A 14,480-nucleotide genomic window follows, 5' to 3' on the forward strand; every position below is an offset into this window, starting at 1 on the left:
CCGGCGCCTCACACGTCCAGACGCTTGAACAACGGTTCGGGAACCGCCTTCACGGCCATCATGATCCAACGCCAGGTGGCGGGGCTGTAGACGACGGTGGCCCGTCGGTGGGCCGCGCGCCAGCAATCGTCGGCGACGGCTTCTGCCGTTGCGACACCGCGCAGGCCTGTGCGCGTGAACGTCATGGCGCTGTCGAAGGGGCCGGCTTTCACCAGGCTCACTGACACCCCGGCGCGGTGCAGGCGGCCGCGATAGCCGGAAGCCAGGGCGTGCAAGCCGGCCTTGCTGGCGCCGTAGACATAGTTGCGTGGCCTGCCGCGATCGCCCGCAACGGAGCCCACGATGACCACGCGGGCGCCGCGTTTCGCCTCGAGCACCGGCAGGAGCCGCAGCAGGATCGTGGCCGCGCCGGTCAGGTTGGCATCCAGTGTCACGGCCGCCAGCGCCGGTTTGCTTTCCATCTCGGCTTGCATGGGCATGGCGGCGAACGCCAACAGTACGTTAGGCCGTTCGGCCGACGCCAGCCGCGCAGCGACGGCGGCATGGGTTTGCGGTGCCACGGCATCGAAGGCGACGATGTCGACATCGGCGGCGAAGCGTGTGCGCAGATCGGCGGCGCCGTCGGCGAGGTCGGCGGTATCGCGTCCGGCCAGCAGCAAGCGCGCGCCCTCGCGGGCCGCACGTCGCGCGAAGGCGCGCGCCAGCGCCGAGGAGGCGCCGAGGATCAGCCACGTATCGCGCGATGCCATCGCCGCCTACACGACGTAGTCGCGCAACCGCAGCCGGCGCGCGAGGTCGGACTGCAGGCGCATATCGGGATCGACATCGGCGAGCACGGCGCGGAAGTCGGCAAGGCGGGGATACATCGCGGCAAAGCCATGATCCGTCAGGTGCGCGTCGCTGGCCAGGAAGATGCGGCCGCCGCGGTCCAGCGTTTCGCGTTCCAGACGATGCATCAGGTTCGGCGTGGCCACGGTCGTCGGCAGGTCCAGCGTCAGTCTGATGCCGGGCCGTGCGATGCTCAGCAGGCCGCGGCCCTCGTTGCCGACGACGTGCATGGCGGCGCGAAGGGCACCGCCGTCGCGCCGCGTGATGTCGAGCAGTCGTCGCACGGCCGCTGTCGCGCCCTCGGCGGGCAACGCGCACTGCAACTGGGCGAAGCCGGGGCGATCATCGTGCCGTCGGATGGTGCTGTCGTGCTGGAACAGGAAACGATCGAGGGGCAGTACGCTGTGGCGGCCGCGCAATGCCCGCCGGAAGCGGTGTGCGTTGAGGGTGCGCTGCGGCAAGAATGCGCGTGGTGGCGACGGCGATCGCATCGGTGTCCATGTCCGTCGGCTCGCCGATGCGATGTCGGCGGTTTCCACCACGCCGCGACCCTGTGCGCTGCCGGTGGCCAGCGTATCGATCCACGCCGCTGCATAGTCATGTGCTGGCGCAGCGGTGCTCAGGTTTTCGATCAGCGTTTCCAGCGATCGGACGGCCTGATGGTGGACCGTGACGAAGGCCGATGCGGCCGGTACCAGGCGGATCGCGGCGCGCGCGATGACACCGGTCAGGCCCATGCCGCCGATGGTGGCGCCAAACAAGGCTGTGTCGTCCTCCTGCGTGATACGCCGCAAACCGTGGCGTGGCGTGATCAGATCCAGCCATGCCACGTGATCGCCGAAGGAGCCGACGCGTGCATGGTTCTTGCCGTGCGAATCGGTGGCGATCAGGCCGCCGACCGTGGCGGTGCCGGGAGCAGGGCAGGCGGCCGGCATGTGGCCGCGCGGGAGGAACGTGCGCAGGATGTCGCCGATCGTCACGCCAGCCTCGACCTCGACGACGCGGCTCGCACCATCGAACGACAGCATGCGGTCCAGCCGCACCGTAAGCGCCACGGCGCCGCCGTCGTTGAGCGTGGCGTCACCCAGGCTGTGGCCGCCGCCGCGCGCGATCAGACTGCGTCCCTCTGGCGCCGGGATCGCAGACTGCAACCGCGCCGGCCGGTCGGGTCGGCAGACCAACTGGGTCGCCGTGGCGCGGCCGGTGGAGTCCGACAGTCGGCGCTGGACCCAGCCGCCTTCCAGTGCGCCGACATCGGCATCATCGTCACGTGCCGTGACGTCCGTCATGGCCGCAGTATGCCACAGCTGCGCCGCTCAGGTGGATTCGGTGACATCCTCGTACAGCAGGCGGGCTTCGCTGGCCGGCCCACGCCGCAGGCCGTTGGCGACAATGCGTACCACCCGCACATGCGGGCCCAGCGTGAAGGTCAGCACCATGCCAGGTCCGACCAAAGCGTGCGGCTTGTCGGTAGGTCGGCCATCGATGCGAAACGGCGTGTCCGCCACGGCACGGCTCGCCACACTCCGCGAACGAAAAAAGCGCGCATGCCACAGCCACTTGTCGAGTCGGATCGTTTCGCCACCGGGCGACGCCGACACAGGCGCTATCCCCGGCTCTCTGTCACGTCTTGCCCAGCTTCAACTCGAGCAGCTTGGCGAAAGGTGAATCGGAAGCAGGGCGATCGCCCTTCTTCTCGGTCGTGGCGACAAGTCGGACCTCCGGTCCCTGCTCGCGATCACGATCGCGGCGTGGCCCGCCGAAACGACGCTCGCCGTCGCCGCGCCGCTCGCCGCCTTGCGGGCCACCAAACTTGCCGCCACCCTGCGGGCCACCAAACTTGCCGCCACCCTCGGGCCGATCGCGCCGTTCCTCGCGCGGGCCGCGATCGCGTCGCGGCGGCCTGCGATCATCGCCCGGCGTCGTGGCGGCCTCGCCCGCCGATGGTTGCGCTGGTGCGCCACCGCCCGGTGGCGGTGCGTCCGACCGCCGCTCGCGACGTGGCCGGCGGTCCTCGCGTCCCTCGTGCGGTGCCTGGTCGCCGTGGCGCCGACGCCGCCATTCGGGCGGCGGTCCGCGTCGGTCGCCACGATTCTCGTCACGCTCGCGCTGGAAGCGCGGCCGCATCGAGAAGGTTGTCGGGCCTTCGGCACCTTCGGGCGGCTGGTGCACGCGATAGCCGAGCGCACGCAGGATGATGGTCATCTCCGCTTCGCCGCAGCCGATCAGCGACAGCATCTCCGGCGTGATGCGGAAATGGCCCGGCGGCAGTGACGGCCTTTCCGGCACGGCAGGCGCGGCTTCTCCCGGTTTCTTCGATACGGCAGCGGCCAGGCTCCATGTCCGGGAGATGGGCGAGAAAATCTCGGCCACGGGAATCGTGCCGCTGGTTTCCGGCGAACTGCGGGTCCACACCGGCACGTCGACGACCGGCGCGTCGGCTTGCTGCGGTTCGCCTGTCGCGCTGCCCGGCACCGTGTCGGCCGGCGACGCCGCGGCGTCGAGTACCTCGCCCAGGGCGGCGGCGGCGATCATCCATTCGCTGACGACGCCGTCCGTGCCGGTCGCTGGCGGCGGCGCGGCGGAGGCTGGTTGTTGCTTCGGCCCTTCCTGCCATGCCCGGTGTACCTCGCGCGAGGTGCGCACGGCGTTGCGCGCGACCCACGCGAGGCGTTCGACCATGTCGGCGCGGATGGCGCGATCGCCCATCGGCAGGTAGCCGACGGCGGCCAGGAAGTCGCGATCCATCTCCGGTGTGATCGCAATCGACGTCCGTCCCTCGGACGGCAGCTGCGGGATGCTCTCGGCGCCTTTGAAGATGGTCCACAACAGCGCCCGCGTGCGGATGGCGCCCGGTTTCAGCATGGTCGGGATGAAGACGGTGTAGACGCCCAGCCGCACGCCCGCACGCGCCAGCGCCTTGCGGTCGGCGTCGGTCATGGCGGCGATCTGTTCCTCCAGCGGCGCGCGCGGCATCGCACCCAGCGCCTCGCCAAGCTGGAAGACAACGCCACGGGCCGCACCCGACAGCTCGGCTTCGCGCGCTGCCATCAGGTCGGGCAGCGACTTCTTGATACTGGCCTCGAGCCAGTCGGCGCAGCGCTTGCGCACCGTCTCGCGCGCCGGCCCATCGAGCAGATCGCTGCTCAACGGTTCGACCTTGGGCGACAGCGCATCGGCGCCGGGCAGCAGACGCGCGATGGCGCCGCCACCCCATGTCAGGCGCAGCTTGTCATCGATGCCGATGGCGGCATCGGGCGCGTTCGCGAATTTCTCCAGCCGCGCCGGCAACTCCTGGCGCAGCGCGCGCAGCGCGGCCGACAGCACGGTCCGCTGATCAGCTTCGTCACGTGCGGCTTCGGGCGCAAAACGGAAGCCCTCGATGCGCCCCAGCCGCTCACCCTCAACCGTGACTTCGCCCGTTTCCGAGACGCCAGTCATCAATTCCTCCGGCAACTTCAGTTTCCTTACCAGCAAGGCGGTACGCCGGTCCACAAACCGTTGCGTCAGCCGCTGGTGCAACGCATCAGACAGGCGGTCCTCGATGGCCCGCGTCCTTTCCTGCCACTGAGCCGCGCGCTCGAGCCAGCCGACGCGGTGCGAAATATAGGTCCAGGTCCGCGTGTGTGCGATACGCGCCATCAGGGTGTCGATATCGCCATCGTAGCGTTCCAGGCGCTTGATATGGCCATCGATCCACTCTTCCGGAAGGCGCTCCTGCGGTGCCGTGAGGTAACGAAAGAGCTGGGCGAGCAGGGTGGTGTGCTCCTCGCTCATGGTTTTGCGGAAATCAGGGACCTGGCAGATGTCCCACAACAGCCGCACGCGCTGATGGCTTTTGGCTCCATCGGCGATTTCCGGTCGCTGCGCCAGCGCGGCCAACGCGATCTGGTCGTCGGCATCGCGGGCACGCTGCAGGCCGGGCAATGACGGCGGCGCGCCCAGCGAGTCGAGCAACGCTGGGATTGACCGGAAATCGAGGTCGGCGCTGCGCCACTGGATGGTGCGGATCGGATCGAACCGGTGATTCTCGATCGCCTCGACCTGTTCCTGGCTCAGCGGCCCGATATCGGCGGTGGTCCCGAACGTGCCGTCGGTCATATGCCGTCCGGCCCGCCCGGCGATCTGCGCCAGTTCCTCGTTGCGCAGCGGCCTGACCCCGCGCCCGTCGAACTTCTGCACGCCGGCGAACCAGACGTGCGTGACCTCCATGTTAAGGCCCATGCCGATGGCGTCGGTGGCGACCAGGTAGTCGACCTCGCCGTTCTGGAACATCTCGACCTGGGCATTGCGTGTGCGCGGACTGAGCGCGCCCATCACCACGGCGGCGCCGCCGCGCTGGCGGCGCACCAGTTCGGCCAGCGCATAGACCTCGCTGGCGGAAAAACCGACGATGGCCGACCGCGCCGGCAGGCGGGTCACTTTCTTGCTGCCGCCATAGCTCAAGGTCGAGAATCGCGGGCGGGCGATGATCTCGATATCCGGAAACAGGCGCTGCAGCAGGGGCCGCATGGTGTCGGCGCCCAGCAGCATGGTCTCATCCATGCCTCTGGCGCGTAGCAGCCTGTCGGTAAAGACGTGGCCGCGCTCGGGGTCGGCGCACATCTGGATCTCGTCGATGGCCAGGAACCGTACCGGCCGGTCCAACGGCATCGATTCGACGGTCGCGATGAAATAGCGCGCGTTGGGCGGCTGGATCTTTTCCTCGCCGGTCACCAAGGCCACGGCGCCGGCGCCCACTTTGCGCACGGCGCGATCGTAGTTCTCCCGCGCCAGCAGGCGCAGCGGAAAGCCGATCATGCCCGACTCGTGGCCGAGCAGCCGTTCCATCGCCAGATGGGTCTTGCCGGTATTGGTCGGCCCGAGCACCGCGATGAGGCGGCGCTCCGAAGGCACAGACACGCTCATACCGCACGATTCCGCGCCGCGCCGGGAAAGGCAAGCATCTCCGTCAGCCGCGAGGTCGCAGTCCGTGCGTCAAAACTACCCTCCCCCGCATCGGAGCGGGGAAGGGTACGCGCGATTATGCCTGCGCGCCGCGCCGGGCGATGCTGTGCCGGCCGTCGACGCTGACGGGTACCGGCCCCTTGATGGTCACGCGGCGCACGATGCGGGGCTGGTCGCCGTAGTCGTCGACGGCGCGGTGCTGGGTGGCGCGGTTATCCCAGATGGCGACGTCACCCGGTGCCCAGCGCCAGCGCACGGTGTTCTCGTGCCGAGTGATGTGGGCCTGGAACAACTCGAACAGGCGTCGCGAATCGGCGGCGTTGAGGCCGATGAAGCGCTTGAAGAAATGGCCCAGCACCAACGTGCGCTCGCCGCTCTCCGGATGTACGCGCACCAACGGATGCTCGGTCTCGTAAACCGTCTTGGTGAAGATTTCGTTGTGGCGACGCAGATCCTCGGGCCGCGCGTTGGGCCTGCTGGCGGCATAGTCATAGTCGTTGCTGTGCACCGCCCACAGCTTGTCAGCCAGTTCGCGCAGGATCGGCGGCAGGTCGGCATAGGCAATCGCGGTGTTGGCCCACACCGTATCGCCGCCGGCGTCAGGCACGACGACACCCCGCAGGATCGAGATCTCCGGCGGCGCATCGACGAACGTCACGTCGGTATGCCAGGAACTGGCGCGGCCGCCGCCGTGCGAACCGTCGATGTCGAGGATGAACGACGTCCCGGACAGCGAGGGCACCGTCGGGTGTGGCACCAGTTCGCCCAGCAGGCGGCCGAACGCTTCCTGGCCAGCTTCATCCAGATGATGCTGGCCGCGGAAGAACAGCACCTTGTGGCGAACCAGCGCCTGGCGGATGGCCGCGACCTGTGCCGAGTCCAGTTGTCCCGACAACGTGATGCCCTGCGCCTCGGCGCCGATGCGGGCCGTGACCGGTCGTATGTCGAGCGCCGTGCGTTCCAGAACGGCAGCTTGTGCACTCATCGTGTTCTCCTGTTCAGGATGGGAAATCGCCAGCTCAGGTCGGCCGCCAGCGCAGAAGCCGGGCCTCGATCGCCGAGGCACCACGGTTGATCAGGAAACCGACCAGGCCGAGGATCAGAATGCCGAGCATCACCAGGTCCATCTGGAAGCGTTCGCGACCGGCGATGATCAGGCCGCCAATGCCGGGCCCCACCGTCATGAAGTACTCGGCCCCGACGCTGGCGACCCACGAGTAGATCAGCGCCAGATGGATGCCGGTCAGGATCGACGGCAGCGCCGACGGCAGATAGAGCTTGGTGATCAGCTGGGGCGTCGTGAACCGCAGCGTTTGTCCGACCTCGACCAGCTGGTTGGACGCGCTGCGCATGCCCTCGTAAGTATTCAATACGACAGGAATCAGCGCCGCCGCCGAGATGAAGGCGATCTTGGCCGCTTCGCCGAAGCCGAACCAGATCGAGATCAGTGGAATCCACGCCAGGATGGCGATCTGGCGCACGCCGTTGAAGGTGGGGGTCGCCAGACGGTCAGCCAGGCGTGACAGTCCGAGCAATGTTCCCAGCGCGATGCCGGTGACGGTGCCGATGGTGAAGCCGATAGCATCACGGACAAGGCTTGCCGCCAGATGGTAAAGGAGGTCCTCGTCGACGATTTGCACGATCGCCGTGCGCGCGACCTGCTCCAGCGGCGGCAGGATGCGCGGATCGATCAGACGCAGGTGGCTCGCAGCCTCCCACGCGATCAGCAGCAGAACCGGCAACGCGATACCACGCAGCGCCTGACGTTTCCTGGGAGCGCGGGCGTCCCGCCCGCTCATGTCCGGCGACAATAAGGATATCGCCTTGATGCGGGCCAGAGGCCCGCGCTCCCGGGAGCCAGAGCGGGCGCTCGTCGTCATGCCCGACCGCCACGGGCGCCGTCGGCGAAGCGCCAGCGTTGCAGCCGGCGTTCGATGATCGCCATCACCTTGTCGAGACCGAAGCCGACGATGCCGATCAGGACCATCGCGATCATCACGGCATCGAGCCAGAACATCTGCCGGCCCCACACCAGCAGGTAGCCGAGGCCTTCCGACGAGGCCAGCAGCTCGACGGCAACCAGCGCCATCCACGCATGCGTCAATCCATAGCGTACGCCGGTGAAGATCGGCGGGATGGCGCCGGGCAGCATCACCTGGCGCAGCAGCTGCCAGCGGTTGAAGCGATACAGGGCAGCGACCTCGCCATAGGCGGGCGGAACGCTGCGAATGCCGGCGAAGCTGTTCATCGTCATCGGCACGAAGGCGGCCTTGGCGATCACCAGGATCTTCAGGCCCTCGCCGATACCCACCAGCAGCATCAGCAACGGGATCCAGCCCAGTGTCGGCACCTGCGCGAAGGCGGTGAACAGCGGCCGGGTGTAGTCCTCGACCGTGCGAGACAGGCCCATTGCGACGCCGAGTGCCAATCCGACGATGGCGCCGATGCTGAATCCGTAGACGACGCGCAGCAGGCTGATAGCGGTATGTTTTGCTAGGTCACCGCTGCGCCACATCTCGACCAGACCGTGCTCGACGTCGGCCGGTGCGGGCAGGATCTGCGGCGGCAGCCACTCGAATGCCGCGCTCAGCGTCCATAACGCCAGCAGCGACAAGGGCAGGACCAGCGCAACGGCGCCGCCGCCGAGCGGCCGCAGCCATGGGCTGACCGCGACCTTCCTGCGCGTAGCGCCACGATCACCCGCCAAGACGCGGCCCACCGGGCCGTTCCTCAGGGTGTAGTACGCCATCCCCGCCTCGATCATGAGCCGCTGGCGGGCTTACCGTCCGCGCCGTAGCGCGTCCAGAACGTCTCCAGGCCGAGCTCCTTGAGCGCCGCATCCAGGAACTGTGGTGCGAACCAACCTTCGACGCTGACGTCGCGCCGGATCAGGCCGAATTCCCGGGCTTGCTGGGCCTGGTACCGGTAGTGCGCGACGATCGAGTCGTCGATCAGCGGCGAGTTGCGATACTTCAGCGGTTGGTCGGCGAAGTCTGCCTTGTAGGCGGCGGCAGGTCGGCCGGATTTCGCCCAGATCGCGAACACCGCGTCGCGGTTCTCCTCCTGCGAGGACCACCACGATGCGCGCGTCAGCGCCTTGACGAGACGTGCGGTGAGTTCAGGACGGCGGTTCGCAAAGGCTTCTGTGGCGATCAGGGTCGAGTGGCGCTCGAAAGCAGGGTTGTCGCCCTTGGTCGTGTAGACGATGGTCGCCAGTCCCTGGTCGGCCAGCAGCAGCAGGCCGAAATTGCCGAAGGCGGCATCGATGTTCTTGCTTGCCAGCGCAGCGTTGGTCGACGCCTCGTCCATGTTGATGACCTGCAGGTCACGTTCGCCGAGGCCGTTGGCAGCCAGGACTTTCACAGCGGCAAGATGGTTGTTGGTGCCGCGGAAAATCGAAACCTTGCGGCCCTTCAGATCCTTGACGCTCGTGATGTTCGAACCGGGCGCCGCCGCCAGATAGATCGGGGCGTGGGCACCCGACGCCAGCAGGATCTTGGTTTTCAGTCCGCTGGCCCGGCCGATCACACTGGGCAGGTCGCCTTGCAGGGCGAAGTCGAGCTGTCCGTTGGCGAAGGCTTCGTTCACGGCCGGTCCGGCACCTTTGAAAAAGAACCACTCCACCTTGATCGCGGGATCGTTCTTGAACTCGTCCTCGACATAGCGGTTGGCATGCGCGATCGCCGCCGAACTGCCGCCGGCGAACGGCCGATTGTCGATGCCGATCGAGGCGAACCCTATGCGCACCGTGACCGGATCCTGGGCGCGTATTGCTCCCGCCGGCGCCAGCAACAGCAGGCCGAGCGTCGCCAACGCAACGCCACGACGTGTCCAACGGATGGAAATCATGCGCATCACGCGGCTGCCTGTTGCGGTGGGATGGAGATCGCAGCGGGGCGCGTCTGGGGTTTGCTCGACCACGGCCCATCAGGCCCGGTCGTCGCTTCCAGTGCCGCCAGCACTGCGTTGCGTGTCCGCAGCAGCACGGCATCGCTGCGATCGCGCGGGTGAGCCAATCCGACCTCGAACGTCTCGGCAATGCGACCTGGCCGTGGCGCCATGACCACGACCCGGTCCCCGAGATAGACCGCTTCATCCACGTCGTGTGTCACCAGGACCATGGTGATCCGCTCGTGCGACCAGATCCGTTGCAGCTCGGCCTGCAGGCGTGCCCGGGTCAGCGCATCGAGCGCGCCGAAGGGTTCATCCAACAGCAGCAATCCGGGTCGGTTCACCAGGCCGCGCGCGATCGCGGCACGCTGCGCCATGCCGCCGGAGAGCTGATGCGGAAAGGCATTCTCGAACCCCGACAAGCCGACCAGGTCGATGTGCTCGGCAACGGATCGCCGCTTTGCCGCCGTGTCCATGTCGGCGTTGAGCAGGCCCAGGGCAACATTCTGCGCCACCGACAGCCACGGAAACAGGCGGGGCTCCTGGAAGACCAGGCCACGATCCAGGCTGGGTCCGTCGATGCCGTCGCCGTCGTAGTCGATGGTGCCGCCGTAGTCGCGATCCAGGCCGGCGACCAGGCGCAGCAGGGTGGATTTACCGCAACCGCTGGCGCCGACGATGGTGACAAATTCACCCGCGGCGACCGACACGTTGACGTTGTCGAGCACAGGCAACAGTGCACCCGCGACCTGGAACTGCTTGGCGACGTTCCGAATTTCCAGATGCCCCTGCTGCGCCATGTGAAGCCTTTCGCAAGGAGGGCGACGCAGCAACGACCGCGCGCATCAACGCGGCGACCATGGCACAGGGCAGCACGTGGCCGTTTTCGATTTTTTCTTTAGCCCCACGTCACGTTTTCTATCGTGAGATGCGTCGCTGCCCCGAGCGGGGCAATGATGGAGATGGGTTCTATATCTCCGCCGGGCGTCGCGCGATCAGCGCCGTGCCCTCCAGCACTTCGTCGATGGCACCGTCGATCGCGTAAGGTGCCAGCACCGCGTGCACGTCCGCCGCGAGATCGTCACGGCGCGAGCCGGCGCGGCCTTGCCAAGCCTTGGCAAAGGACAGCGCGCGGTCGACCATGTGATTCAACGTGGTGCGGCGTGGCTCCAGGACGGCGATGCGTTCCAGGTGGGCGAAGGCCGACTGCTGCAGTATGGCTTCGTGGTCCTTGTGCGCCGCCAGCCGCTCGCGCGCCGGATCGTGCGTGGCATAGCTGTCCACCGTGCGTTCGAAGGCGTCGTGCCAGGCGTTGGCTGCGACGGGCGGATACGACTCGCTGAACAGCGCAACGCCGCCACCAGGTTCGATCAACGAATCGAGGATTTGCAGCGTGCGGGCGCGGTCCATCCAGTGGAAGGCGCGGCCGATCGTGACCAGCCGGAAGCGGCCGAATGCCGGACTGAGATCGTGAGAACTGCCGAGAACGAAGTTGATGTGCACGCTGGCGCGCTCGGCGCTGCGTCGTGCCACGCGCAGCATCTCAGGCTCGGGGTCGATGCCCGTCACCGCGCGCGCGAAGGGTTCGAAGTCGAGCGCCGGGAATCCCGGACCCGTGCCGAGGTCCAGGACGTCCTGCGTGCCGTCGAGATCCAACAGTTCGGCAACGCGCTGTGCGAGCAGCCGCGGATAGGTCGGTCGCCCGACGGCATAGACCTCGGCCAGTGCCTTGAACCGGTTCGGAAAGAGGACGTGATCGACCGACATCGGACATTCCTGCGCGGGAGGGAGATCGCGTCCATCATACGGACCTGCCGGCAGGTCCATGCTTCAGACTTTCTAACAACACCTTCAATGCCGGCGCACGATGGTCGGTGAAGATTTTCTTCACGATGACCTTTCGATATCTAAATTGTGCCGGTGTGCCGCATCGTCGCTAATGGCCGAAGACCAAGTGCCATGACAGGACAGCGCGATGACAATCAGGCCGCGACCGGCTCACAACGTCACCATCATCGGCGGCGGGTTCTCCGGTGCCCTCGCCGCGATCAAGCTGATCAATGCAGCGACTCAGCCGTTGCTGGTGCGCATCATCGAACCGCGCACCGAGCTGGGGCGTGGCCTTGCCTACTCGACGCGGCAGTCGTCGCATCTGGTGAACGGCCCGGCCAAGCTGTTCGGGTTGCATCCCGATCAACCCGACCACTTCGCGCGCTGGCTCACCGACTACGGCACGACCTGGGGCTGGCGTGATCCGCAGGAAGCCGATTACGCCAATGCCTTCGCGCCGCGCTGGGTGCTGGGCCTTTATGTTCAAGCCGAGCTTGCGGCGGCCGTGGCGCAGGCAGCACCCGGTGTGAGCCTGGAGCATGTTGTGGGCGAGGCACGCGACGTCTGGCGCAACGGCGATGCGCTCAGCGTCGCGTTGAGCGATGGCCGTGTGCTGGTCGCTGATCATGTCGTGCTGGCGCTGGGCGTCTTCCAGGCACGTCCGCGGTTCGCCGACGATCCATCGCTGCTGCAGTCCGGTCGCTACATTGAGGACCCCTGGAACGTACAGGCCTACAAGGCCGTACCGCCCGAGGGCGACGTGGCGTTGATCGGCAGCGGTCTCACCATGCTGGATGCGGTGGTGACTCTCGAACGACGCGGCTTTCGCGGCTGCTACCATGTGATCTCGCGCCGCGGGTTATTGGTGCAGCCGCGCCGCGAGGTCACGCCGTGGCGCGACTTCCTGGCCGAAGGCGGGTTGCCGCGTACCGTGGTCGTACTGCTGCAACGCATCAGGCGCGAGCTGACGGCGGTGCGCCAGTCGGGTGCGGATTGGCAATCGCTGGTGGCGGCTATTCGCCCGCATGTCGGTGCCCTGTGGCAGGGCGCCGACGAGACGCAGCGGCATCGCTTCCTGCGTCACCTGCGGCCGTTCTGGGAAAACGCCATGCATCGCTCGCCTGGTCCCTCGGCCCTGCTGCTGGAAGAGGTACGCGAAGCAGGGCGTTTCATTCATCGCGCCGCGCGCGTGCGGGATTTGCAGTTCGAGCCCAACGGGCGGGTCGCCGTGACCCTGCAGCTGCGCGGCAGCGACGTACGCGTGGCGGTGACGGTCGATACCGTGATCAACTGCACAGGTGCCCACTATGAATGGGCGCAAGCCGGTGACCGGCCGCTGGTGACGAACCTTCTGCGCCGTGGTCTGGTGCGGCCGGGGCCGCTGGCCTTCGGCATCGATGCCGATCAACATGCGGCCGCCATCGAGCGCGACGGCGCGGTGTCCGACCAGCTCTCTGCCATCGGCCCACCGTTGCGCGGCACGCGCTGGGAATCGAGCACCAACGTCGAACTGCTGCAGCAGGCGATTGCGCTGGCTGAACGGCTGGCGTCGGCGGTCCCCGTCCCCGCTGAGACGGTAGCCGCGGCATAGTGCCTGATCGTCAGACGGATTGCTTCACGGAGCCTCTTCGGTGAGCGAATACAGATCCCGGCCGTGGCCGGCATCAGGGGACGACGAGGCCAATTGGGACCTGGCTTCCATCGTCGCCGCGCTGCGCGTCTCGCGCGAGGTGATCAACAAGGTGCGCCATCGCGGCTATGTCCGCGAACTGCCGTCCCGCGCCGTGCTGGCGGACATCATCGGTGAGCTGTCGGCGGCACTGTTTCCGACGCACTACGGCCGGCCCGACCTGTCGGATGAGAGCATCGACTACTTCGTGGGCAACACGCTCAACAGCGCGCTCACGGCGCTCGCCGAACAGGTGCGGCGCGGGCTGCTGCTCGATGCGGAGCCGCACGAGGAGAGCATATTGGCGGTGCGTGCGGCGGCGATCACGCGCAGCTTCGCCGCGCGTCTGCCCGCGATCCGTGCTGCCCTGGTGAGCGATCTGATGGCAGCCTGGCACGGCGATCCGTCCGCCACCAGCACGACCGAGGTTCTGCTGTGCTATCCCGGCATGAACGCCATCATCCATCATCGGTTGGCGCATGCGCTGCATCGGCTGGGGGCGCCGGTGGTGGCCCGGTTGATCGCTGGTCTCGCCCATTCGGCAACCGGCATCGACATCCATCCCGGTGCCGAGATCAGCGGCAGCTTCTTCATCGACCACGGCACGGGCGTGGTGATCGGTGAAACCGCCATTCTCGGCGAGAACGTGCGGCTCTATCAGGCCGTTACCCTGGGCGCTCGCCGCTTTCCGGCCGACGCCAATGGCGTCTTGATCAAGGGCGGCGCCCGCCATCCCATCATCGAGGACAACGTGGTGATCTATGCCGGCGCCACGATCCTGGGCCGCATCACCGTCGGCCGCGATTCGGTTATCGGCGGCAACGTCTGGCTCACCCACAGCGTGCCGCCAGGCAGCGGCATCACCCAGGCCCAGCCGAGCCAAGACAGAGGCGATAACCTGGCCCCGTCGGTATGACGTAACAGGCCGTCATCCGCCCTTGGCGGCGCCATCCATGAAGGTTGCCAGCTTCACGTCCAGCTCGGTGACACCGCCGGCATCATGGGTCGCCAGCGTGACCTCGACACGGTTGTAGACGTTGAACCATTCGGGATGGTGGTCCATTTTTTCGGCGACGAATGCCGCGCGCGTCATGAAGGCGAAGGCGGCATTGAAATCGGCGAAACGAAACGACTTTGTAATGGCATCGCGGCCATCGACGTCACGCCAGCCGTCAAGACCGGCCAGCGCCTGCGCTCTTTGCGCGCCACTGAGCTTGGTTGGCATGCGAAATCCTCCTCTTGACAGATATGCCGGTGGTCGTAGCACCATTGAACCACCATGGACCCACGTCCCTTGTGCACGTTGCACGCCGGG

General features: G+C 67.2%; 13 protein-coding genes. 2 read left to right on the top strand and 11 right to left on the bottom strand.

The features are described from left to right. Nucleotides 1–8: 8 nt before the first annotated feature. The 10 genes from FQU96_RS01065 to FQU96_RS01110 form a co-directional block, all read right to left on the bottom strand. Nucleotides 9–749, bottom strand: a complete 741-nt coding sequence (locus FQU96_RS01065) for an SDR family NAD(P)-dependent oxidoreductase (RefSeq protein ID WP_146538990.1) — start codon at nt 747–749, stop codon at nt 9–11. Between the two features lie 6 nt (nt 750–755). Further along, nucleotides 756–2,117 carry an FAD-binding oxidoreductase gene (locus FQU96_RS01070; protein ID WP_146538991.1) on the bottom strand — a complete coding sequence of 454 codons (1,362 nt, stop codon included), beginning with the start codon at nt 2,115–2,117 and terminating at the stop codon, nt 756–758. Nucleotides 2,118–2,144: 27 nt separating this feature from the next. Beyond that, the gene (locus FQU96_RS01075; protein WP_146538992.1) at nt 2,145–2,429 is read right to left on the bottom strand and encodes an RNA-binding S4 domain-containing protein; all 285 of its coding nucleotides are present in this window, start codon (nt 2,427–2,429) and stop codon (nt 2,145–2,147) included. A gap of 22 nt (nt 2,430–2,451) precedes the next feature. Continuing rightward, the gene (locus FQU96_RS01080) at nt 2,452–5,736 is read right to left on the bottom strand and encodes a helicase-related protein (RefSeq protein ID WP_146538993.1); all 3,285 of its coding nucleotides are present in this window, start codon (nt 5,734–5,736) and stop codon (nt 2,452–2,454) included. Nucleotides 5,737–5,851: 115 nt separating this feature from the next. Then, nucleotides 5,852–6,760, bottom strand: coding sequence for a TauD/TfdA family dioxygenase (locus tag FQU96_RS01085; RefSeq protein WP_146538994.1), 909 nt, complete (start codon nt 6,758–6,760; stop codon nt 5,852–5,854). Between the two features lie 34 nt (nt 6,761–6,794). Further along, entirely contained in the window at nt 6,795–7,655 is an 861-nt protein-coding gene (locus FQU96_RS01090; RefSeq protein ID WP_370461333.1) for an ABC transporter permease, read from the bottom strand. Next, nucleotides 7,652–8,524 carry an ABC transporter permease gene (locus FQU96_RS01095; protein ID WP_146538995.1) on the bottom strand — a complete coding sequence of 291 codons (873 nt, stop codon included), beginning with the start codon at nt 8,522–8,524 and terminating at the stop codon, nt 7,652–7,654. Before FQU96_RS01095 ends, FQU96_RS01090 begins: the two co-directional genes overlap by 4 nt. Nucleotides 8,525–8,535: 11 nt before the next feature. After that, on the bottom strand, nt 8,536–9,624 hold the full coding sequence (locus FQU96_RS01100; RefSeq protein ID WP_370461334.1) for an ABC transporter substrate-binding protein: 1,089 nt from the start codon (nt 9,622–9,624) through the stop codon (nt 8,536–8,538). Between the two features lie 5 nt (nt 9,625–9,629). After that, nucleotides 9,630–10,466 carry an ABC transporter ATP-binding protein gene (locus FQU96_RS01105; protein WP_146538997.1) on the bottom strand — a complete coding sequence of 279 codons (837 nt, stop codon included), beginning with the start codon at nt 10,464–10,466 and terminating at the stop codon, nt 9,630–9,632. Nucleotides 10,467–10,635: 169 nt separating this feature from the next. Then, nucleotides 10,636–11,433, bottom strand: a complete 798-nt coding sequence (locus FQU96_RS01110) for a class I SAM-dependent methyltransferase (RefSeq protein ID WP_178130233.1) — start codon at nt 11,431–11,433, stop codon at nt 10,636–10,638. A 208-nt stretch (nt 11,434–11,641) separates the two neighbouring features. On the opposite strand from FQU96_RS01110, the gene FQU96_RS01115 reads away from it, so the two are divergent. Together FQU96_RS01115 and epsC are read left to right on the top strand one after the other, a co-directional pair. Then, nucleotides 11,642–13,087 carry an FAD/NAD(P)-binding protein gene (locus tag FQU96_RS01115; protein ID WP_146538999.1) on the top strand — a complete coding sequence of 482 codons (1,446 nt, stop codon included), beginning with the start codon at nt 11,642–11,644 and terminating at the stop codon, nt 13,085–13,087. Nucleotides 13,088–13,127: 40 nt separating this feature from the next. Continuing rightward, nucleotides 13,128–14,081 (top strand): serine O-acetyltransferase EpsC, encoded by a 954-nt coding sequence (gene epsC, locus FQU96_RS01120; protein ID WP_146539000.1) that lies wholly within the window; start codon nt 13,128–13,130, stop codon nt 14,079–14,081. A 12-nt stretch (nt 14,082–14,093) separates the two neighbouring features. On the opposite strand, the gene FQU96_RS01125 is transcribed toward epsC, so the two are convergent. Next, nucleotides 14,094–14,390: a 4a-hydroxytetrahydrobiopterin dehydratase gene (locus tag FQU96_RS01125; protein WP_146539001.1), complete on the bottom strand. Its 297-nt coding sequence runs from the start codon at nt 14,388–14,390 to the stop codon at nt 14,094–14,096. Nucleotides 14,391–14,480: the final 90 nt, after the last annotated feature.

The organism is Reyranella sp. CPCC 100927 (genome assembly GCF_007859315.1).
Classification (GTDB): domain Bacteria; phylum Pseudomonadota; class Alphaproteobacteria; order Reyranellales; family Reyranellaceae; genus Vineibacter.